Annotated in this window: 20 protein-coding genes; 11 read left to right on the top strand and 9 right to left on the bottom strand. The window is 62.3% G+C overall.

Annotated features, from left to right (window positions below; all coding sequences use genetic code 11):
* Positions 1-266: 266 nt before the first annotated feature.
* Positions 267-1,940 carry a 2-isopropylmalate synthase gene (leuA, locus tag F7P65_RS12810; RefSeq protein ID WP_150292276.1) on the top strand — a complete coding sequence of 558 codons (1,674 nt, stop codon included), beginning with the start codon at positions 267-269 and terminating at the stop codon, positions 1,938-1,940.
* A gap of 37 nt (positions 1,941-1,977) precedes the next feature.
* Here leuA and F7P65_RS12805 read toward each other — a convergent pair whose 3' ends face one another.
* A complete protein-coding gene (locus F7P65_RS12805) occupies positions 1,978-3,336 on the bottom strand; it encodes a M20/M25/M40 family metallo-hydrolase (RefSeq protein ID WP_150292274.1) in 1,359 nt (452 codons plus the stop codon).
* Positions 3,337-3,527: 191 nt separating this feature from the next.
* Here F7P65_RS12805 and F7P65_RS12800 point away from each other — a divergent pair, with 191 nt between their 5' ends.
* Positions 3,528-4,829, top strand: coding sequence for a dicarboxylate/amino acid:cation symporter (locus F7P65_RS12800; RefSeq protein ID WP_150292272.1), 1,302 nt, complete (start codon positions 3,528-3,530; stop codon positions 4,827-4,829).
* Between the two features lie 59 nt (positions 4,830-4,888).
* Positions 4,889-6,241, top strand: coding sequence for a methylenetetrahydrofolate--tRNA-(uracil(54)-C(5))-methyltransferase (FADH(2)-oxidizing) TrmFO (gene trmFO, locus F7P65_RS12795; RefSeq protein WP_150292270.1), 1,353 nt, complete (start codon positions 4,889-4,891; stop codon positions 6,239-6,241).
* Between the two features lie 93 nt (positions 6,242-6,334).
* Here the strand turns inward: trmFO and F7P65_RS12790 are convergent, their stop codons facing one another.
* Together F7P65_RS12790 and F7P65_RS12785 are read right to left on the bottom strand one after the other, a co-directional pair.
* Positions 6,335-6,799 carry an EF-hand domain-containing protein gene (locus F7P65_RS12790; RefSeq protein ID WP_150292268.1) on the bottom strand — a complete coding sequence of 155 codons (465 nt, stop codon included), beginning with the start codon at positions 6,797-6,799 and terminating at the stop codon, positions 6,335-6,337.
* Between the two features lie 11 nt (positions 6,800-6,810).
* Positions 6,811-7,458, bottom strand: coding sequence for a hypothetical protein (locus tag F7P65_RS12785; RefSeq protein WP_150292266.1), 648 nt, complete (start codon positions 7,456-7,458; stop codon positions 6,811-6,813).
* Between the two features lie 142 nt (positions 7,459-7,600).
* Between F7P65_RS12785 and F7P65_RS12780 the strand changes: the two genes are divergently transcribed.
* From F7P65_RS12780 to F7P65_RS12770, 3 genes are read left to right on the top strand one after another with little or no spacing between them, the layout of a single operon-like run.
* Positions 7,601-9,580 (top strand): TadE/TadG family type IV pilus assembly protein, encoded by a 1,980-nt coding sequence (locus F7P65_RS12780; RefSeq protein ID WP_150292264.1) that lies wholly within the window; start codon positions 7,601-7,603, stop codon positions 9,578-9,580.
* Positions 9,580-10,164, top strand: a complete 585-nt coding sequence (locus tag F7P65_RS12775; RefSeq protein ID WP_150292262.1) for a TadE/TadG family type IV pilus assembly protein — start codon at positions 9,580-9,582, stop codon at positions 10,162-10,164. Before F7P65_RS12780 ends, F7P65_RS12775 begins: the two co-directional genes overlap by 1 nt.
* Positions 10,161-10,817, top strand: coding sequence for a TadE/TadG family type IV pilus assembly protein (locus F7P65_RS12770; protein WP_420853318.1), 657 nt, complete (start codon positions 10,161-10,163; stop codon positions 10,815-10,817). Before F7P65_RS12775 ends, F7P65_RS12770 begins: the two co-directional genes overlap by 4 nt.
* Before the next feature lie 36 nt (positions 10,818-10,853).
* Here the strand turns inward: F7P65_RS12770 and F7P65_RS12765 are convergent, their stop codons facing one another.
* The 4 genes from F7P65_RS12765 to eno all read right to left on the bottom strand — a co-directional run bounded on the left by F7P65_RS12765 (position 10,854) and on the right by eno (position 15,087).
* Positions 10,854-12,230 carry a pyruvate dehydrogenase complex E1 component subunit beta gene (locus tag F7P65_RS12765; RefSeq protein WP_150292258.1) on the bottom strand — a complete coding sequence of 459 codons (1,377 nt, stop codon included), beginning with the start codon at positions 12,228-12,230 and terminating at the stop codon, positions 10,854-10,856.
* Complete coding sequence (gene pdhA, locus F7P65_RS12760) at positions 12,230-13,297, bottom strand: pyruvate dehydrogenase (acetyl-transferring) E1 component subunit alpha (protein WP_150292256.1); 1,068 nt, start codon at positions 13,295-13,297, stop codon at positions 12,230-12,232. The genes F7P65_RS12765 and pdhA overlap by 1 nt, the downstream gene beginning before the upstream one ends.
* A 126-nt stretch (positions 13,298-13,423) precedes the next feature.
* Positions 13,424-13,735, bottom strand: a complete 312-nt coding sequence (locus F7P65_RS12755; RefSeq protein ID WP_150292254.1) for an FtsB family cell division protein — start codon at positions 13,733-13,735, stop codon at positions 13,424-13,426.
* A 77-nt stretch (positions 13,736-13,812) separates the two neighbouring features.
* Positions 13,813-15,087 (bottom strand): phosphopyruvate hydratase, encoded by a 1,275-nt coding sequence (gene eno / locus F7P65_RS12750; protein ID WP_150292252.1) that lies wholly within the window; start codon positions 15,085-15,087, stop codon positions 13,813-13,815.
* Positions 15,088-15,304: 217 nt separating this feature from the next.
* Here eno and F7P65_RS12745 point away from each other — a divergent pair, with 217 nt between their 5' ends.
* The 5 genes from F7P65_RS12745 (at position 15,305) to F7P65_RS12725 (ending at position 17,606) form a co-directional block, all read left to right on the top strand.
* Positions 15,305-15,910: a hypothetical protein gene (locus F7P65_RS12745; protein WP_150292250.1), complete on the top strand. Its 606-nt coding sequence runs from the start codon at positions 15,305-15,307 to the stop codon at positions 15,908-15,910.
* Between the two features lie 55 nt (positions 15,911-15,965).
* Entirely contained in the window at positions 15,966-16,322 is a 357-nt protein-coding gene (locus F7P65_RS12740) for a hypothetical protein (protein WP_240334283.1), read from the top strand.
* Complete coding sequence (locus F7P65_RS12735) at positions 16,319-16,642, top strand: hypothetical protein (RefSeq protein ID WP_150292248.1); 324 nt, start codon at positions 16,319-16,321, stop codon at positions 16,640-16,642. The genes F7P65_RS12740 and F7P65_RS12735 overlap by 4 nt, the downstream gene beginning before the upstream one ends.
* Positions 16,635-17,276, top strand: coding sequence for a hypothetical protein (locus F7P65_RS12730; protein WP_150292246.1), 642 nt, complete (start codon positions 16,635-16,637; stop codon positions 17,274-17,276). Before F7P65_RS12735 ends, F7P65_RS12730 begins: the two co-directional genes overlap by 8 nt.
* 105 nt (positions 17,277-17,381) lie before the next feature.
* The gene (locus tag F7P65_RS12725) at positions 17,382-17,606 is read left to right on the top strand and encodes a DUF4170 domain-containing protein (RefSeq protein WP_150292244.1); all 225 of its coding nucleotides are present in this window, start codon (positions 17,382-17,384) and stop codon (positions 17,604-17,606) included.
* 36 nt (positions 17,607-17,642) lie between these two features.
* Here F7P65_RS12725 and F7P65_RS12720 read toward each other — a convergent pair whose 3' ends face one another.
* Both F7P65_RS12720 and greA read right to left on the bottom strand, forming a co-directional pair.
* Positions 17,643-18,302, bottom strand: a complete 660-nt coding sequence (locus F7P65_RS12720; RefSeq protein ID WP_150292242.1) for a rhomboid family intramembrane serine protease — start codon at positions 18,300-18,302, stop codon at positions 17,643-17,645.
* A 7-nt stretch (positions 18,303-18,309) separates the two neighbouring features.
* Positions 18,310-18,786 carry a transcription elongation factor GreA gene (gene greA, locus F7P65_RS12715; protein ID WP_150292240.1) on the bottom strand — a complete coding sequence of 159 codons (477 nt, stop codon included), beginning with the start codon at positions 18,784-18,786 and terminating at the stop codon, positions 18,310-18,312.
* Between the last annotated feature and the right edge of the window lie 24 nt (positions 18,787-18,810).

The following is an 18,810-nucleotide window of genomic DNA, read 5'->3' as shown; positions in this document are numbered from 1 at the left end:
GGGCGCGCGCGTTAGACCCGCCCACCGACGCCTTTCCGGCCTTCGGCTGCAAGAAGGACTGGACGAGCAGCCCCAAAAAAGGTTAAGGGCAATCCATCATGCAGTGCGCGCTTCTTTCCCTGCTACGACTTACACGCCCTTAGGCGTGGTTTTTGTGCTGCTCTTCGCTTGAATGATGCGGCCATACGCCTAAGGGCATAATCAAGCAGATAGTCGTACCACCGGGCAGGCTGCGGCCGCTCGAATGCAGAGAAGTTATATTCGCCATGATGCTGAACGATCCCTCGCTGAAATATCGCGCCTTCCCGCAGGTCGATCTGCCCAATCGCCAATGGCCCTCGAACGTCATCACCGCGCCGCCGCGCTGGCTGTCGACCGATATGCGCGACGGCAACCAGTCGCTGATCGACCCGATGAACGCGGAAAAGAAGCGCCGCTTCTTCGATCTGCTGGTGAAGGTCGGCGTCAAGGAAATCGAGGTCGGCTTCCCCAGCGCGGGCGCGACCGAGTTCGACTTCATCTCCGGACTGGTGCGCGATGGCGCGATCCCCGACGATGTGTTCCCCCAGGTGCTGACCCAGGCGCGCGAAGATTTGATCGCCACCACCTTCGAATCCCTGCGCGGCGCGAAGAAGGCCATCGTCCATGTCTACAACGCCGTGTCGCCCGCCTGGCGCAACATCGTGTTCCAGATGGACCGGCCGCAGATCAAGGAAATCGCGATCACCGCGGCCAAGCTGCTGCGCGACAATGCGGCGAAGCAGCCCAACACCGACTGGCATTTCGAATATTCGCCGGAAACCTTCTCGACCGCCGAGCTGGATTTCAGCCTGGAATGCTGCGAAGCAGTGATGGAAATCCTGCAACCGACGCCCGAACGTCCGCTGATCCTGAACCTGCCCGCCACGGTCGAGGCGGCGACCCCCAATATCTATGCCGACCAGATCGAATGGATCTGCCGCAATATTTCCAGGCGCGACAGCGTGGTGATCTCGCTGCACACCCATAATGACCGGGGCACCGGCGTTGCTGCTGCCGAACTGGGCCTGATGGCGGGCGCGGACCGTGTCGAGGGCTGCCTGTTCGGCAATGGCGAGCGCACCGGCAATTGCGATCTGGTGACCGTGGCCCTGAACATGTACACGCAGGGCATCAATCCGGGACTGGACTTCTCCGACATCGACGAAGTCATCCAGACCGTCGAATATTGCAACCAGCTGCCAGTCCATCCGCGCCATCCCTATGCGGGCGAACTGGTGTTCACCGCCTTCTCCGGCTCGCATCAGGACGCGATCAAGAAGGGGTTCGCTGCACAGGAAGCGCGCAACGACCAGATCTGGGATGTGCCCTATCTGCCCATCGATCCCAAGGATCTGGGCCGCGATTATGAGGCCGTGATCCGCGTGAACTCGCAGTCCGGCAAGGGCGGCGTGGCATGGGTGCTGCAACAGGACAAGGGGCTGAAGCTGCCCAAGCGGATGCAGGCCGACTTTTCCAAGGTGGTGCAGGCGCTGGCCGACGAGAGCAGCCGTGAACTGAACGCCGCCGACATCTGGAACGCGTTCGAGGATCATTACCGCTTGGCAGGCGAACAGTCCTACAGCCTGATCGACTATCATGAGAGCGGCGCGGCGGGCGACCGCATCTTCACGGGCAAGATCACGCACAAGGGTGGCGAGCGCTCCATTTCCGGGCGCGGCAACGGCCTGATCTCCTCGGTGCTGGCTGCTCTGCGCGATGAACTGGGCGTCGATCTGGAGGTCGCGGACTATAGCGAACATGCCATCGGCGCGGGCACGGATGTTGCCGCCGCTGCCTATGTCGAATGCCGCACGCCCGATGGACGTACCATCTTCGGCATCGGCACCGACACCGATATCGCAACCGCCTCGGTCCAGGCCGTGTTGTCGGCGGCGAACAGCGTGGCGGCGCAGCGCTGACCCTTTCCCCTCCCGCTCGCCCCTGGTGGGCGGGAGGTTATTGCGCCAACGCCTTCGCCACTCTCTCCCACTGATCGAGCGCCGCGGGAATGCCGGCCACCGGCACCCGCTCGTCCAGCCCATGGGCAAAGCCGTCCTCGCCGCGCTGGAACAGGCTTGAGACCCCATAGCTGGGGATGCCCAAGGCCCGAAAATAAAGGCTGTCCGTCGCGCCCGCCGACATGGTGGGGATGACCGGAATGGCGGGAGCCCGCGCCGCGACCGCTGCCGTCACCGCTTGCATGACATCCGACCGCAGCGGGGAGGCATCGCTGCTCAATGGGTTGTCGAGCAGCGTCATCGACGCACTCGGATCGGCGATGACGCGCATCAGTTCGGCCTTGACCGTTCCGACCGACACACCGGGGAAAATCCGGCAATTGACGCTGAGCTTCGCGCTTTGCGGCAACGCGTTCAGCGCATGGCCCGCCTGCGCCATGGTGGCGACGCAGGTGGTCCGCACCTGCCCGATAAATTCCGGAAATTCGGACAGTATATCAGCCGATTTCCTGTCCCCGTTTTTCGCATAGCTGCGCATCGCCACCCCGACCTCCCCACCGATCCGGTCGGCGGACAGAAGCAGGGACGCCTTGGTCAGTTCATTGCGCATCGGCACGAAGCGATAGGCCGCGATCCGGTCGATCACCCGCGCCATGCGATAGATGGGATTGCCCGGCGTCGGCGCGCTGCTGTGACCGCCGGGATCGGTAAAGCCGATCTCGAAATCGGCATAGGTTTTTTCGCCTGCCTGCAACTGGAACAGCACCGGCTGGCCGCCCTCATCCAACAGGCCCCCGCCGCCATCGCCATTCAGCAACAATTCGGCATCCTTATATTTCTCCGCCAGCGCCCGGGTCGTCGCCATATGGGTTTCCTCATCGCCCGACAGCAGCAGGATGGCACTCCGGCGCGGCTGCCAGCCAGCGCGCTTCAAACCCGCCATGGTCGCCACCATCATGGCGACATCATATTTATTGTCCTCCGCACCCCGCCCGAAAATATAGCCATTGTCCTCGACCGGCTTGAAGGGGTCGCGCTTCCAGTCCGCAGCATTCGCCGCCACCACATCCATATGGCCGATCATCAGCAGCGGCTTGAGCGTCGGGTCGCTGCCCCGGATTGTCGCGGCCAGCGTGGCGGTTTCCCCCATCGGCGTGATCTCTATGTCGCCCGCCGCAAAACCGCTCTCCCGCAGGATCGAGGCATAATAAGCGGCAAGCGCGGGAACCTGCCCCGCCCCCTCCACCGTCCGAAACGAGATGGACTTCATCAGCACCGTTTTCGCCAACGCAGGGTCGCCCGCCGCCTGCGCAGCCTGGGGCAACATCAGCGCCGCCAGAACCACCCAACCTCTCATCAACGCGCAACTCCCCGCTGGATTTCACCGCCCTGTGTGGCATAGCGGATCGCGGCGGCCAATCCATTTGGATACCGGGCTGCGGAAAGAGGACGCCCTTATCCGCGTTCACTCCCATAAAGAATTGCTTGCGCGCATTCGGTAGGAACGCTCCCCATATCGCGCGCCGGTCGTCCCGAGGAAATACGCCCATGGTCGTTAATTATCGCAGTTTCGGATTTCAGGTTCTGGCCGGCATGGCCGTCGGCTTGGCGCTGGGTCTGCTTGCGCGATCCATGGGCACGGGCGCTAACGGCGAACTTAACGGACTTGCAACCGGGCTCAAGACGACGGGATCGATCTTCGTCTCGCTGCTGAAGGCGGTCGTTCCGCCGCTGGTGTTCGCGGCCATCATTGCCTCCATCGCCAATCTGCGCGCGCTCGACAATGCGGCGCGGCTGGCCGGACAGACGCTCCTCTGGTTCGCCTTCACCGCACTGATCGCCGTGGTCATCGGCCTCACCATCGGCTTCATCGTCCAGCCGGGCGCCGGTCTGCATGGGCATGCACTGGCGGTCGGCAAACCGGATTCCTATGGTGGCTGGCTCGATTTCCTGAAAGGCCTGGTGCCCGGCAACAGCTTCGCCCTGTCGGCCAGCACCGAGGTCGCGGAAAACGGCGCCGCCACGACGCTGTCTTTCAACATCCTCCAGCTTCTGGTCATCTCCATCGCCGTCGGCCTCGCGACGCTGAAGGTCGGGGACAAGGCCGAGCCGTTCCTGGCCTTCGTGCGCTCGCTGCTTGCGGTGGTGCGCGCGATCCTGGGCTGGATCATCCGGCTGACGCCCATCGGGTCGGCGGCGCTGATCGGCAGCGCGATCGCCTCCTATGGCTGGAGCGCGCTTGCCCAACTCGGCACCTTTGCGGGCGCGGTTTATCTCGGCCTCGCGCTGGTACTGCTGGTGGTCTATCCGCTGCTGCTGATCGCCAATGGCCTCAAACCCCTGCCCTTTTTCGCCAAGGCCTGGCCGGCGATCCAGATTGGCTTCGTGTCGCGATCCTCGGTCGGCACCATGCCTGTCACCGAAACCGTGACGGAGCGGCTGGGCGTCGACAAAAGCTATTCCGCCTTCGCCATCCCCCTCGCCTCGACCACCAAGATGGACGGATGCGCGTCCATTTATCCCGCGCTCGCGGCGATCTTCATCGCCAATTTCTACGGCATCACATTGCATGCGGCGGATTATGGGCTGATCGTCTTCGTGTCGGTGGTCGGATCGGCCGCCACGGCGGGGCTAACCGGCGCCATCGTGATGCTGACGCTGACCCTCTCTACCCTTGGCCTGCCGCTGGAGGGCGCGGGGCTGCTGCTCGCCATCGACCCGATCCTCGACATGGGGCGCACCGCCGTCAATGTCGCGGGCCAGGTGCTGGTCGCCACCGTCGTCGCCAAGCGCGAGGGGATATTGGACGAAGCCGCCTTTTACGGCGAGGGCGACCTGGTGGCGGCCTGAACAGCGTCCCATCTGAACAACGGTTGACCTGCGGCGTGGAGGGGACCATGGGTCGCCCCATGCATCAGGTTCACATCATTGGCGGCGGCCTCGCCGGGTCCGAAGCGGCATGGCAGTTGGCGCAGGCCGGGATCAAGGTCCGCCTGTCGGAAATGCGCGGTAGCGGCGACATGACGCCCGCTCACCAGACCGAGGGGCTGGCGGAACTGGTCTGCTCCAACAGCTTCCGCTCCGACGACGCGGACAAGAATGCCGTGGGCCTGCTGCATCAGGAAATGCGGCGGCTGGGTTCGCTCATCATGGCGCAGGCGGAACCGGCAAAGGTGCCCGCCGGATCGGCGCTGGCGGTGGATCGTGATATCTTTTCCGATGGCGTGACCCGCGCGCTGACCGAACATCCCAATGTCGAAATCGTGCGCGAACGCATCGATGCGCTGCCGAGCGAAGGCATGACCATCGTCGCGACCGGCCCCCTCACCGCGCCATCGCTGGCGGCCAGCATCGGGCAGGCGGCGGGGATCGACCATCTCGCCTTTTTCGACGCCATCGCGCCGGTCGTGCATTTCGACAGCATCGACATGGACAAATGCTGGATGGCCAATCGCTGGGACAAGATCGGCCCCGGCGGCGGCGAGGGCAAGGATTATATCAACTGCCCCATGAACAAGGAGCAGTATCAGGCCTTCATTCAGAGCCTGCTCGACGGCGAAAAGACCGAGTTCAAGGAATGGGAAACGAACACGCCCTATTTCGAAGGCTGCATGCCGATCGAGGTGATGGCGTCGCGCGGTCCCGAAACGCTGCGCCATGGGCCGATGAAGCCGATGGGGCTGGACGATCCGCGCACCGGGCGCTGGCCCTATGCCGTGGTGCAACTGCGGCAGGATAATGCGTCGGGTACGCTGTGGAACATGGTCGGTTTCCAGACCAAGCTGAAGCATGGCGCGCAGACGGAATTGTTCCGCACCATCCCCGGCTTGGAAAAGGCGGAGTTCGCGCGACTGGGCGGGCTCCATCGGAACACGTTCATCCAGAGTCCCAAGCTGCTTGACGCGACGCTGCGCCTCAAGAGCGCGCCGCATATCCGTTTTGCCGGACAGGTTACGGGCTGCGAAGGCTATGTCGAGAGTTCCGCCATCGGCCTGCTGGCCGGGCGCTTCGCGGCGGCCGAGATATTGGGCCGTCCGCTGACACCGCTGCCGCCGGAAACGGCGCTGGGGGCGCTGCTCGGCCATGTGATCGGCAATGTCGAAACGGCGGATTATCAGCCGATGAATGTCAATTTCGGCCTTTTCCCGCCGCTGGAGGACGTCAAGAAGAAGCAGCGCAAGGAAGCGATGACCTCTCGTGCCCGCGCGGCGCTGGGGCAATGGCTGGGCGAGCTTCAGCCCGCTTATACCGAGGCGCGATGAGTTTGACTCATCGGACCTTGGTAAAGCCCGCGCGGCGCCTGAGCGAAACCCACTTGTGATCGGTCGAAGACCGAGCGCGATGCTATTAGGCGATCAGCATTTGCATTTGGGCGCCGCCTTCCGCTTGGGCGCGGTGCTGGCGAATTCGGCTGGGGTCAGCTTGCCGTCGCCATTAACGTCCGCCGTGGAGAAACGGTCGGAGGTCGTCACCGCCCACTCCTCGAAGGAGAGGAGGTTGTCGTTGTTTTTGTCCAGCGCCTTGAACGCCTTCACCCGACTGCCCATCATCTCGACCCGGGTGATGACACCGTCGCGATTGCGATCGTAGCGGGCAAAGCGCTTCTGCTCGCGATTTTGAGGGCTTGCTTCGCCGGGCATGGGCGGTGCTTCGCCCACCGCGTCCGGGTCGCCTTCTGGCAGATTTTCGAGCGCCGGGGGCGGCGGCGATCCGATCAGCGGCTGCGGGACGGGTTCGTTGCTGGCGCGCCCCTGCCACCAGAACAGCCCGCCCGCCGCCAGCAACAGCGTTGCCATCACGCTGGCCAGAACTCGCCCCACCTTCTACCCCCTTACCGTCCGATCAGTGCGACGCGCATCAACCGCAGATATAGGGTCGGGGTCAATCCCGCAGGTGCGCGCCTGCCCTTTTCCAGATCCTGATGCGCCAGTTGATAGGCGATCCGCATGGGCCGCCATTCGGGCCGCCAATCCTGCTTCTCCAACAGCAAATTCCGGCGACCCAGAGCCATGGCCCGATCCGCGACCCCATCGTCACCGACATGCCCCGACAAGTCCCATAGCGCCCAGGCCGTCCCAGCCCGTTCCAGCCATTCGGGAATGTCATCCCGTCCCGCCAGCGCCCGGAACAGGCCGCCGCCGCGCCCCTCCGCATAGACGCGAAGGTCAATCTCCCCGATCAAGGCTTCCCATCCATCCAGCCATGGGGTCAGCCCCGGCGGTGGCGCGACATCCAGCGCGCGCATCGCATCGATCAGCGGTTCTCCCCGCCCCTTGACATGACTGTCGTCGATCAGCGCATCATTCCACCAGGTCAGCCGCATCTGCCCGATCATGGGCTCGCTGGTCGTCGCCACCAGCCGCGCGAACCGCGTATCGAGCGCCCATATCAGCCGGTGCCGGGGAGAATCCTGCCCCGCATAAGCGCTGAGCAATGAAGCGAGAGGAGGCAGTTCTCCTGCCGTTTCAACCTTCAGCATATATCCTCAAATATAGAATAATCGCGAAATTATCCGCTTTTTAACCCGTGCCCACCTATTGCTCCGCCTGACTGCCGCCAATGGGGCAGTCAGTCGCCCTGCCTGAAATGGGGGTGCAGGGCAAGCAAAGGCAATGCGGACTATGGGCGATCGGATCAAACGCGCGCTGTTCATCCTGATGCGGCTTTATCACAATCAGGCCGGCAACACGCTCGCCATCGTGGCGGCGGCGGTCGTCCCCCTGGCGGGGCTGATCGGCGGCGGCGTCGACATGAGCCGCGCCTATATGGTCCGTGCACGCATGCAGCAGGCCTGCGATGCCGCGGCGCTGGCCGGCCGCCGCGCCATGACCGCATCGACCATGACCGACGCGAACAAGGCGGAAGCCAAGCGCTTCTTCGACTTCAATTTCCCGCAGGGGACATTCGGCGCCGCCAGCTTCGTCCCGACCATCCAGAGCAAGCCGGGCGAAGCCACGACGGTCCAGGTGGCCGCAGCCACCACCATCCCGACCACGGTCATGCGCATCTTCGGCAAGCAAACGATGCAACTGGCGGTGAATTGCGAATCCCGCTTCGACATCGGCAATACCGACGTGATGCTGGTGCTGGATACGACGGGGTCGATGGTCCAGAACAAGCTATCGGATGGCAGCGGCAAAATGATCACCCGGCTCGCGGCATTGCAGCAGGCGCTCAAGGATTTCTACGATACGCTGGGACCGGGATCGGACACTACCGGACGCATCCGTTATGGCTTCCTGCCCTATAGCAGCACGGTCAATGTCGGAAAGCTGCTTCCCAGCAACTATATACTGGGCGGGACGACCGGCGAAACCTGGAGCTACCAGACCCGTCGCGGGGCGTATAGCGGCTATGACACGAGTTCCACATCCGGCAGTTGGACCAAGCAATCCGGTTCGACCAGCAACGGCAGCGGCACCACCACCGGCTCCAGCAGCAACAGTTGCAACGCGATTCCGAGTGACACGGTGACGCAAAACAGCTCGACGTCGACCTCGACCGCCACGGATGCGAATGGCGTGATCACCACGACCACGGTAACCACCCGCACCACCAATGGGACGAACTATTCGACCAGCGGCAATTGTTACAAGAGCGGCAACAAGCGATACCAGGACTACACGTTCATAACCTATAACAGCTATGTCGAGACAAAGACCGACAAGTCCGTGCAGACACCAAAATGGGTATGGACTTACGCGAAATACGACGACGTCGATGTAACCGGCTTTGCCAGCGGCAACGCGACGGCCAATCCCGCCTACAGCGCCAATGATAACAGCCTCGGCCTTTCCCCGACTTCGACTTGGTCCGGTTGCATAGAGGAACGCTCGACAGACAGCGGCATCACCAAGGACACGCCGGCAAACTCTATTCCGAATACCGCCTACGATCTTCAGATCGACACCATCCCCAGCAGCAAGGACACCAAATGGCGTCCCTATTGGCCCGACATCGCATTCTCGCGCAACAGCACGAGCAGCTCGACCAGCGGCAGTTGGCTCAACAGCGCCAGCAACATCAGCAACGGCTTCGTCGCCTGCCCCACGGCCGCTCGCAAACTGGCCTCCTACGCCAGCCGAAGTGCGGTGCCGGCGGGCCAGCCAAGCAGCTACGACGCCTATGTCGACAGTCTGACCGCCGTGGGTGGGACTTATCACACGATCGGCATGGTTTGGGGTGCGCGCCTCCTCTCACCTGACGGCATCTTCGGGTCCGAAAATGCATCGGCGCCCAACGGTTTCAATATCTCGCGCCACATCGTTTTCATGACCGACGGTGAAATGAGCGCATATAGTAATGTCTATGGTGCCTGGGGCTATCAGGCGCTGGATCAACGGGATGGCCCTTCCGGCGCCAGCAACAGCGATCTCACCGCGATCCATAACCGCCGCCTGGAAATGATATGCAACGCCATCAAGGGCAAGAATATCACCATCTGGGTCATCGGTTTCAATGATTCCAATATCATGAGCAGCCAGCTGCAGAATTGCGCCACCAGCGCGAACCATTGGAGCATGGCTTACACGCCGGCGGACCTGCAAACCACGTTCAGAAATATCGCCAAGAATATCGGCGGCCTGAGATTGTCGAACTGATGACCGGGATGACGCTGAAACGCGACGAGCGCGGCGCGACGCTGATGGAATTCGGACTGATCGCCACGCCGCTTTGCCTGATGCTGATGGGGATCGGCGATCTGGGTTATCAATCCTATCTGCGGGCGGTGACGCAGGGCGTGCTGGATCGTGCCGCCCGCTCGGCCTCCGTCGGCGCGCTCAATTCGACCGCCGTGGACAGCTATATCGACCAGCAGATGCAGGCCATCAACACGAAGAACGGCACGACATCGGTGGTCAAGAAAAGCTATTATAATTTTTCGAAGATTGGCAAGCCGGAGAAGATCACCACCGATACCGTGCCGCTGGGCGTCTATAATCCGGGCGATTGTTATGAGGACGCCAATAATAACGGCGCCTATGACACCGACATGGGTTCGGCCGGTCTCGGCGGGGCGGACGACACCGTCTATTATCAGGTGACGATCACCATGCCGCGCCTCTTCCCGATGGCGAGCCTGCTGGGTTGGAGCGCCAACCAGTCGGCTACGGCAACGGCCGTCATCCGCAACCAGCCCTGGGCGAACCAGACGGCGCAATCCACGACTGTGCGGTGTACATGATGAAGCGGCTTTTCCCCCGGTTCCGCCGTGCGGCGAGCGCCATCGGCAAGGACGAGAGCGGCCTTGCCGTCATCGAATTCGCCTATTCCCTGCCCATTCTGATGGCTCTGAGCCTGGGCGGTCTGGAAACGGCGAACCTGGCCATGACGCATATGCGGATCAGCCAGGTGGCGATGCTGGTGGCGGACAATGCTTCGCGCGTTCGCACCTCGATCGATCAGGCAGACGTCAAGGAACTGTTCGCGGGGGCCGAAATATCCGCCGCCAGCGTCAAGAATTTCAAGGCGAACGCCAAAATCTACCTGACCGAACTGGAACCCAATGGAAAGGCCGCGCCCAACACGGGCCAGTTCATCCGCTGGCAATGCAATTGGGGTTCGGGCAGCTTCACATCCACCTATGGCGCAACCGGCAACGGGCAGAATGACGCCACGCTGGTCAACGGCATAGGCCCGACCGACAACAAGATCACGGCGGGCAGCGGCACGGCGGTGATGTTCGTGGAGGTGGCCTACACTTATCAGCCGCTGGTTTCGAACTCGATCTTCGGGCCCAAGACGATCCACTATACCAGCGCGTTCAACGTCAGAGAGCGAACCGACCAGTCGCTGAAAAACGCCAGCGGCATCGCCAATCTCTGCACGACGGTGTGAGCGGGGCGGCGCCGGAAGCGCCGCCCCGACCCTGTCTTATCTATAACAAACCTTCTTCGCAGCCGTAACGACGCGTGAGGCGTCGATCAGTGCCGCCTTTTCCAGGTTCGCCGCATAGGGCAATGGCACATCCTCATTGGTGACGCGCAACACCGGAGCGTCGAGGTCGTCGAAGCCCTGCTCCATCACCACCGCCGCGATTTCCGACGAGATCGAGCAGACCGGCCAGCCTTCTTCGACCACGACAAGGCGGTTGGTCTTCTTGAGGCTTTCCAGCACCGTCGCCGTGTCCAGCGGACGCAGCGTGCGCAGGTCGATGACCTCCGCGTCGATGCCCTCGCCCGCCAGGGTTTCCGCCGCTTCCAACGCGATGCCGACACCGATGGAATAGCTTACCAGCGTCACATCCTTGCCCTCGCGAACGATGCGCGCCTTGCCGATGGGCAGGACATAATCGTCGACCTTGGGCACGTCGAAGCTGCGGCCGTAGACCAGTTCGTTTTCGAGAAACACGACCGGATCTTCCGAACGGATCGCGGCCTTGAGCAGACCCTTGGCATCGGCCGCGTCATAGGGCGCGATCACGATCAGGCCCGGCACCGCGGCGTACCAGGGGCCGTAATTCTGGCTGTGCTGCGCGCCGACGCGGCTGGCCGCGCCATTGGGACCACGGAACACGATCGGGCAGCGCATCTGGCCGCCGGACATGTAGTTGGTCTTGGCCGCGGAGTTGATGATGTGGTCGATGGCCTGCATCGCGAAGTTGAAGGTCATGAACTCGACCACCGGCTTCAGGCCGCCCATGGCCGCGCCCGCACCGATGCCGGCAAAACCATATTCGGTGATCGGCGTGTCGATAACGCGCTTGTCGCCAAATTCCTCCAGCAGACCCTGGGTGACCTTGTAGGCGCCCTGATATTCGGCAACTTCCTCACCCATCACGAAGACGCGTTCGTCACGGCGCATTTCCTCGGCCATGGCGTCGCGCAGTGCTTCGCGAACGGTAGTTTTAAGATATTCCGTGCCTTCGGGGAGCGCCGGGTCCTTGACCGTCGGCTTGGCTTCGGTGGCAAGCTTGGCCGTGCCGCTTTCGGCTTTCTTGGGTTCCGGCGCCGCTTCAGCCTTCGCCTCTGCCTTGGGAGCCGGAGCGGCTTCGCCACCCTCGCCCGCCCCATCCCCAGCCATCGTCGCGATGACGGTGCCGACCTTCACGCCTTCGGTGCCTTCGGCAACCATGATCTGACCGATCTTGCCTTCATCGACGGCTTCGAATTCCATCGTCGCCTTGTCCGTTTCGATCTCGGCCAGAATGTCGCCCGAGCGGACCTCGTCACCTTCCTTCACCAGCCACTTAGCCAGCGTGCCTTCCTCCATGGTCGGCGAAAGCGCCGGCATCTTGATTTCGATACCCATTAATATTGCTCCACCAGCACGTCGGTATAAAGCTCGTGCAGTTCCGGTTCGGGAGAGGTTTCAGCGAAGTCCGCGGAATCGCTGACGATCTTGCGGATGTCCTGATCGATCTTCTTGAGTTCGTCTTCGCCCACGCCGGCTTCGGTCAAATATTTCTTGACGCCTTCGATGGGGTCCGACTTGTCGCGCATCGACTGCACTTCCTCGCGCGACCGGTACTTGGCTGGGTCGGACATGGAGTGACCACGATAGCGATAGGTTTTCATTTCCAGCAGGATCGGGCCATTGCCGTCCTGCACCCACTTGAGCGCTTCCTCGGTCGCGCCGCGCACGGCGAGCACGTCCATGCCGTTCACCTGGATGCCGGGAATGCGGAAGCTTTCGCCGCGGCGATACAGTTGGTCCTCCGCCGAGGAGCGGTTGACGCTGGTGCCCATGGCATACTGGTTGTTCTCGATCACGAAGATGATCGGCAGCTTCCATAGCTCCGCCATGTTGAAGCTTTCGTAGACCTGGCCCTGATTGGCCGCGCCGTCCCCGAAATAGGCGACGCAAACGCCGCCGTCTCCATTATATTTGTGCGCAAAGCCCAGGCCCGCGCCGAGCGACACCTGCGCCCCGACGATGCCGTGGCCGCCATAGAATTTATGTTCGACGCTGAACATGTGCATCGAACCGCCCTTGCCGCGCGAAATGCCCGCTTCGCGACCGGTCAGTTCAGCCATGATGACATTGGGATCGATGCCATAGGCCAGCATATGGCCATGGTCGCGATAACCGGTGATGACGCTGTCCTTGCCGGGCTTCAAAGCCGACTGGATGCCGACCGCAACCGCTTCCTGGCCGATATAGAGGTGGCAGAAGCCGCCGATCAGACCCAGGCCGTAAAGCTGGCCCGCCTTTTCCTCAAAGCGGCGGATCAACACCATCTGCCGGTAGAATTCCAGCAGCTCTTCCTTGGTGGCCTTATAATCCGTCGGAGTATCGGGGCGAGGCCGGTTATGGTCCGCGCTGGCGGGGCTTACCGCCTTTGCGCGTGAAGGACGCGGCGTCGTTGATTTCGCCAAGGCTCTTATCCTTTTGCGTGGGTGAGGATGGAAGGAACGCCCGTATAGCGGCAGAAGGCCCCGGAATGCAACGCGGCATGGGCCATCAAAACGCCGCAAAAGCGATCAATCAGCGACCCTGAACGGTCAGTTCAGGGGAACGACAACCTCGTCATGATGGATGACGCCCAACTCGCGCCGGATCAGTTCATCGGAAAGGTCGGGATCGACGCGCCGGGGATTAAGCAAATCCACCCGGTTCCTGAGTTCCTGCTGGTGCGCCTGAACCTGCTTCAACTCGCCCTGCGCATTGTGCAACTGCCGCTTATAGTCGCCCCAGGCCAGAACGCCGTTGGAACCCAGCACCACATAGCCAGCGAAAAAAAGAAGAAGAAGCACCGCAATCGCCGGCCCGAAAGCCGAAAACAGTAACATGCGGAGTTTCGCGATATGCGCCATGGACCAGTTGAATCACAAGGACGCGCCGGCCGCAAGGGAAATCTATTTCCCGCGCGGCCGGTCGTCGAAATTTTGACTTAACGGAAGATCGAACGGCCCGCGTAGACGGCAACGTCGCCCAGTTCTTCTTCGATGCGGATGAGCTGGTTATACTTAGCCAACCGGTCCGAACGGGCCAGAGAGCCGGTCTTGATCTGACCGCAATTGGTTGCGACGGCGAGGTCGGCGATGGTCGCGTCCTCGGTTTCGCCCGAACGGTGCGACATGACGGCGGTGTAACGGGCCCGATGCGCCATATCGACAGCCGCCAGAGTCTCCGTCAGCGAACCGATCTGGTTCACCTTGACCAGTAGCGAATTGGCCAGCCCCTTGCCGATGCCCATTTCCAGACGCTTGGGATTGGTGACGAACAGATCGTCGCCGACCAGCTGCACCTTGCCGCCGATCTTGTCGGTCAGCGCCTTCCAGCCTTCGAAGTCATCTTCGCTCATGCCGTCTTCGATCGACTTGATCGGATAGTCAGCGCACAGAGCCGCCAGATAATCGGCCATTTCAACCGGGCTGAGCGACAGGCCTTCGCCCGAAATCTCGTACTTGCCGTTCTTGAAGAATTCGGTCGCGGCGCAATCCAGCGCCAGCACGACATCGTCGCCCGGCTTGTAACCGGCCTTCTCGACCGACAGCATGATGAAGTCGAGCGCATCGCGGGTGGAGGCGATGTTGGGCGCGAAACCGCCTTCATCCCCGACCGAGGTCGCCAGCCCCTTGTCGTGCAGGCCCTTCTTCAGCGTATGGAAGATTTCCGAACCGATCCGCACGGCGTCGGCAATGCTCTCGGCGCCGACCGGCATGATCATGAATTCCTGGAAGTCGATCGGATTGTCGGCATGTTCGCCACCGTTGATGATGTTCATCATCGGCACCGGCAGGACATGGGCGTTGACACCGCCGACATAGCGATAAAGCGGCAGGCCGCGCGCATCGGCGGCGGCCTTCGCGACGGCCAGGCTGACGCCCAATATGGCGTTGGCGCCCAGGTTCGATTTGTTCTCCGTGCCGTCCAGCGCGATCATGGCTGCGTCGACTTCGGCCTGATCCTCGGCATCGAGGCCGATGATCTGCTCGGCAATCTGGTCGTTGACGGCCGCAACCGCCGCCAGCACGCCCTTGCCCAGATATTTGCTCTTATCGCCGTCGCGCTTCTCGACCGCTTCATAGGCGCCAGTGGAAGCGCCCGACGGAACGGCGGCGCGGCCAAAGCTGCCATCTTCCAGCATCACGTCGACTTCGACGGTCGGATTGCCGCGGCTATCCAGGATCTGGCGGGCGTGAATATCGAGAATGGCGGTCATGGATCGCTCCTTGGAACTGGCTCTGGGTCGCTTTTCGCGCCCCGCTTAGCCAGCACCTTCCCGAATGGCAATGCGGGGGCTTGCAAGGACTCGAAAAATGCCGATGCTCAAAATAGTAACGGCAACGGAACTGTGAGCCGTCGCGAAGCATTAGGGACAGAACCGCCCGACCGTTTCGCGCATTCTGCCATATCTTTCAAAAGGGAGACCAAGGACAATGGCCGACACCCCGGAAACCCCGCCCGTCAAGCGCGCCAGAAAAGCCAGCGCTCCAAATTCGCCCGCGGACCAGGCACAGACCGCATCCCCCTCGCTGGTCGAGGCCGAACCGGTCAAGACCGCCGCTACGCATAAGGCAAGCAAGCCCGGAAACGGCGCCGCAGCGCACGGCTGGACCGCACAGATCGCACCGTTGAAGGCGCAGGCCGAAAAAGCGGCGAAGTCCGCTGTGGACAAGCTGAACGCCGTCGATTGGAAGGCGCATGTCGATCCTCTCAAGGAACAGGCCGGCAAGACTGCCAAGTCCGCCGCCGGCGTCGCCAAGGACAAGACCGGTTCGGCGATGCAGAGCCTGTCCAAGCTGATTTCCGACACGGCGGGCACGGTCGATGCCAAACTCGGCCCGCAATATGGCGATTATGCCCGGCAGGCAGCCGAATCGGTAGCTGGCGCCGCCAAGACGCTGGACAGCAAGGATGTCGACCAGCTGATGAACGAGGCTCGCGATTTCGTGCGCAAAAGTCCAGCCGTGGCAATCGGCGCGGCCGCGGTGGTTGGCTTCGTGCTGATGCGCCTGGCCAAGGGGTCAGACGAAGACGCATGACCACATCCTCCTCAACGGTTGAAGGCGAAGCCCCGGCAGCGGGCGGGAGGAAATCTTGACGCAAGAGCCGATGCAGTTCGAAGGGCAGGATGAGTCCGTCCGGGATGTCCTGACACGCCTTTATACAGACGGGCGCGCTTATGCCGAAGCGGAGGTTGAGCGGCAGAAGCTGCGCGCCGGACTGGTCGGGGCGGGAATCCGCGACGCTTTGATCCTGGGCGCGGTCGGAATCGTTCTGGTCTTTGCCAGTCTGGTCGCCTGTCTGGTGGGCGTCATACTGGTGCTGTCGCCGCTCGTCGGCACAGGCTGGGCGACCTGCATCGTCTTCGGCGGCGGGGTGATTTTGGCCCTGATATTGCTGCTGCTCGCGAGAGGACGAATTGACCGGATGAAGAAGGCGGTCACATCATGAACCGGGAAGACGCCTATCACACCGCGAAACTGCGGGCGGAGGACCGCAAGGCCGCGTTCCTGTCCGCCGTTCAGACAAGCAAGGCGCGGGTCACTCCGGCGCGGCTGAAGCAGGACGCGAAGGACAAGATCAGTGAAACCGTTCTGGACGGCGCAGCTTATGCGGCGGCGAAAGTCCGGCAACGGCCCGCCGCAACGGCAGCAGCAGTGAGCGCTTTGGCCATTTATGCGATGCGTCGCCCTATTGGGGCACTTTTCCGGCGACTATACGTTCGAATAAGCAACCGCACAGAAGAGATTTCGGAGATTGAACATGGCTGATATCCGCTCGCAAATCACCCGCGCTCGCGACGCGGCGACTGACATGGCGGAAAATGCGACCGGCATGTTCCGCGACACCACGGACCGCGCCCGGGAAAGCGCCGGCGAATTGATCCAGGCCAGCCGTGATCGGGCTGGCGACGCACGGGACAAGGCCCTGGACAAGGCCAGCGCAGCCTATACCGATGCGCGCGACCGGACCCAGCGCGTCGCTGCGCGCGCCAATGAGATCGTTCAGGAGCATCCGGTCGCCGCCATCGCGGGCGCCGTGGCCGCAGGCGCCGTCATCGCGTGGATGTTTCCCAAGAGCCGCAAGGCGATGAGGGCCCTGCCGAGCTTTGCCACAACCGCCAGCGCCAAGATGATGGAAGCCGCTCTCGCCGCCCGCACAGCGGCGGCAGAAGGCGCGGAAAATCTGAAAACCGGCGCGGAAAATCTGAAAGCCGGTGCGGGCGAGATGCTGCACAATGCCAGCGAAGGCGCGAAGGACGCCGCTTCCTCCGCAAAGAATGCGGCGGTATCGGCGGATCTCGGCGGAAAGGCATCCCGTCTGGCGGAGGACGCCGTCACTCTTGTGGCAGGTAAAATCGACGCGCTCGGTGAAGCCCTGAAGGCGCGGTTGCCCAAAGCGTAATCGCCTCGTCATCAAAAGCATGCCAATATGGCTGCCTGCGCCCTTGGATGGGCGTGGGCAGCCTGCTAATGTTCCCGTTCACCGAACAGGAGAACATAAGATACCATGAGCAAGCTGCACCTTGTGATGGGTGGTCGCGTCAAAAACCCCCAGACGCTGGAATTCGAGGACCTGAACTCGATCGAACTGGTCGGCGTTTTCCCCGACTATGCTTCCGCCGAAAATGCGTGGCGTGGCGCGGCGCAGCGCACGGTCGACGACGCGGAGATGCGGTATGTGATCGTGCATCTGCACCGGCTACTCGAACCCGAACTGCCGCCGGCCCAGTAAATTTCAGACCAAAAATTTAAGTTTCAGGCCAAAATTTCAAGATAGGGGCTGGGACCGCTTGCGGAAGCGCCAGCGAAGCAGCGGGCGCGTCAGCGCCAGCCCCATCAAAAAACCGCCGATATGCGCGGCGATGGCGATCTGGCCGAGATCGCCGAAACCACCCGCCGTCGCGACGCCGATCATGAGCTGGATCGCGATCCAGCTCGCCGCCAGCCATAGCGCACGCACCAGACTGGCCGAAAGCGGCCCGATCCGCCGGACATTCTGCTGACTGTAAAGCAGCGCATACGTCGCGATGATCGCGGAAATCGCCCCGCTCGCCCCGACCATCGGATTGGGCGAATGGGGGTCGATTGCCCATTGCAGGGCCGTGGCGCCATAAGCGCCAGCCACGTACAGGACCAGCGTCGCGCCCTTGTCCAGCACATGCTCCACCTGCCGTCCGCAAAAAACGAACATGAACAGGTTGAAGGCGATGTGCAGCCAGTTGGCATGAACCAGCGTGCAAGTGATCGGCGTCAGCCAAACCGGGACCGCGGCCATTCCCGCAAGCAGCGTGCCGTCCTCCACCCGCGCCGGGATGAAGCCGGCCATGATCGCCGCATTGTCGATCTGGCCTGTCAGAGTGAGCAGCAGGAACGCGACGAAAGTGATCGCCGCGATCCCGTTTGTCATGCGCCCGGCAGGCAGTTTCATGGGACGATCAGATGAAATCGATCTTGTCGATCAGGTAGAATTTGTCGCCCGAAGGCACCGACACTTCGACCTCTTCCCCGATCTGACGGCCGATCAGCGCGCGGCCGAGCGGGCTGTTATAGCTGATCATGCCCGCCTTGGCGTCCGCCTCGGCCTGACCTACGATCTGATATCTGATCGGCTTTTCGTCCTCATCGAGCAAGGTGACGGTCGCGCCGAACACCACCTTGTCGCCCGACAGCGTGGTCGGGTCGATGATCTGGGCGCGCGACAGCTTGTCTTCCAGATCGGAGATGGTGGCCTCGACCTGGCCCTGACGTTCCTTGGCCGCGTGATATTCCGCGTTTTCCGACAGATCGCCGTGCGCGCGGGCTTCCTCGATGGCGTCCACGATCAAGGGCCGCTCGGCCTTCAATTCGCGGAGCTGCGCATTGAGCTTGTCATAGCCCATCTGCAGCATCGGCATCTTTTCGACGGTCGCCATTATTGCAAATCCTTCGTCAAAACT

The sequence above is a fragment of the Sphingobium estronivorans genome, from assembly GCF_008692605.1.
GTDB lineage: Bacteria > Pseudomonadota > Alphaproteobacteria > Sphingomonadales > Sphingomonadaceae > Sphingobium > Sphingobium estronivorans.
The sequence above is the reverse complement of the archived record's forward strand: the minus strand, read 5'-3'. Positions and strand labels throughout refer to the sequence as shown.

Excerpts from the sequence above, each read along its gene's own strand:
- F7P65_RS12765 (WP_150292258.1), bottom strand. The coding sequence starts at position 12,230 with ATGGGTATCGAAATCAAGATGCCGGCGCTTTCGCCGACCATGGAGGAA.
- eno (WP_150292252.1), bottom strand. The coding sequence starts at position 15,087 with ATGACCGCCATTCTCGATATTCACGCCCGCCAGATCCTGGATAGCCGC.
- F7P65_RS12780 (WP_150292264.1), top strand. The coding sequence starts at position 7,601 with ATGGGCGATCGGATCAAACGCGCGCTGTTCATCCTGATGCGGCTTTAT.
- F7P65_RS12735 (WP_150292248.1), top strand. The coding sequence starts at position 16,319 with ATGAACCGGGAAGACGCCTATCACACCGCGAAACTGCGGGCGGAGGAC.
- F7P65_RS12730 (WP_150292246.1), top strand. The coding sequence starts at position 16,635 with ATGGCTGATATCCGCTCGCAAATCACCCGCGCTCGCGACGCGGCGACT.
- trmFO (WP_150292270.1), top strand. The coding sequence starts at position 4,889 with ATGCATCAGGTTCACATCATTGGCGGCGGCCTCGCCGGGTCCGAAGCG.
- F7P65_RS12800 (WP_150292272.1), top strand. The coding sequence starts at position 3,528 with ATGGTCGTTAATTATCGCAGTTTCGGATTTCAGGTTCTGGCCGGCATG.
- F7P65_RS12720 (WP_150292242.1), bottom strand. The coding sequence starts at position 18,302 with ATGAAACTGCCTGCCGGGCGCATGACAAACGGGATCGCGGCGATCACT.
- F7P65_RS12785 (WP_150292266.1), bottom strand. The coding sequence starts at position 7,458 with ATGCTGAAGGTTGAAACGGCAGGAGAACTGCCTCCTCTCGCTTCATTG.
- F7P65_RS12805 (WP_150292274.1), bottom strand. The coding sequence starts at position 3,336 with ATGAGAGGTTGGGTGGTTCTGGCGGCGCTGATGTTGCCCCAGGCTGCG.
- F7P65_RS12755 (WP_150292254.1), bottom strand. The coding sequence starts at position 13,735 with ATGGCGCATATCGCGAAACTCCGCATGTTACTGTTTTCGGCTTTCGGG.
- leuA (WP_150292276.1), top strand. The coding sequence starts at position 267 with ATGATGCTGAACGATCCCTCGCTGAAATATCGCGCCTTCCCGCAGGTC.
- F7P65_RS12770 (WP_420853318.1), top strand. The coding sequence starts at position 10,161 with ATGATGAAGCGGCTTTTCCCCCGGTTCCGCCGTGCGGCGAGCGCCATC.
- F7P65_RS12775 (WP_150292262.1), top strand. The coding sequence starts at position 9,580 with ATGACCGGGATGACGCTGAAACGCGACGAGCGCGGCGCGACGCTGATG.
- F7P65_RS12725 (WP_150292244.1), top strand. The coding sequence starts at position 17,382 with ATGAGCAAGCTGCACCTTGTGATGGGTGGTCGCGTCAAAAACCCCCAG.
- F7P65_RS12745 (WP_150292250.1), top strand. The coding sequence starts at position 15,305 with ATGGCCGACACCCCGGAAACCCCGCCCGTCAAGCGCGCCAGAAAAGCC.
- greA (WP_150292240.1), bottom strand. The coding sequence starts at position 18,786 with ATGGCGACCGTCGAAAAGATGCCGATGCTGCAGATGGGCTATGACAAG.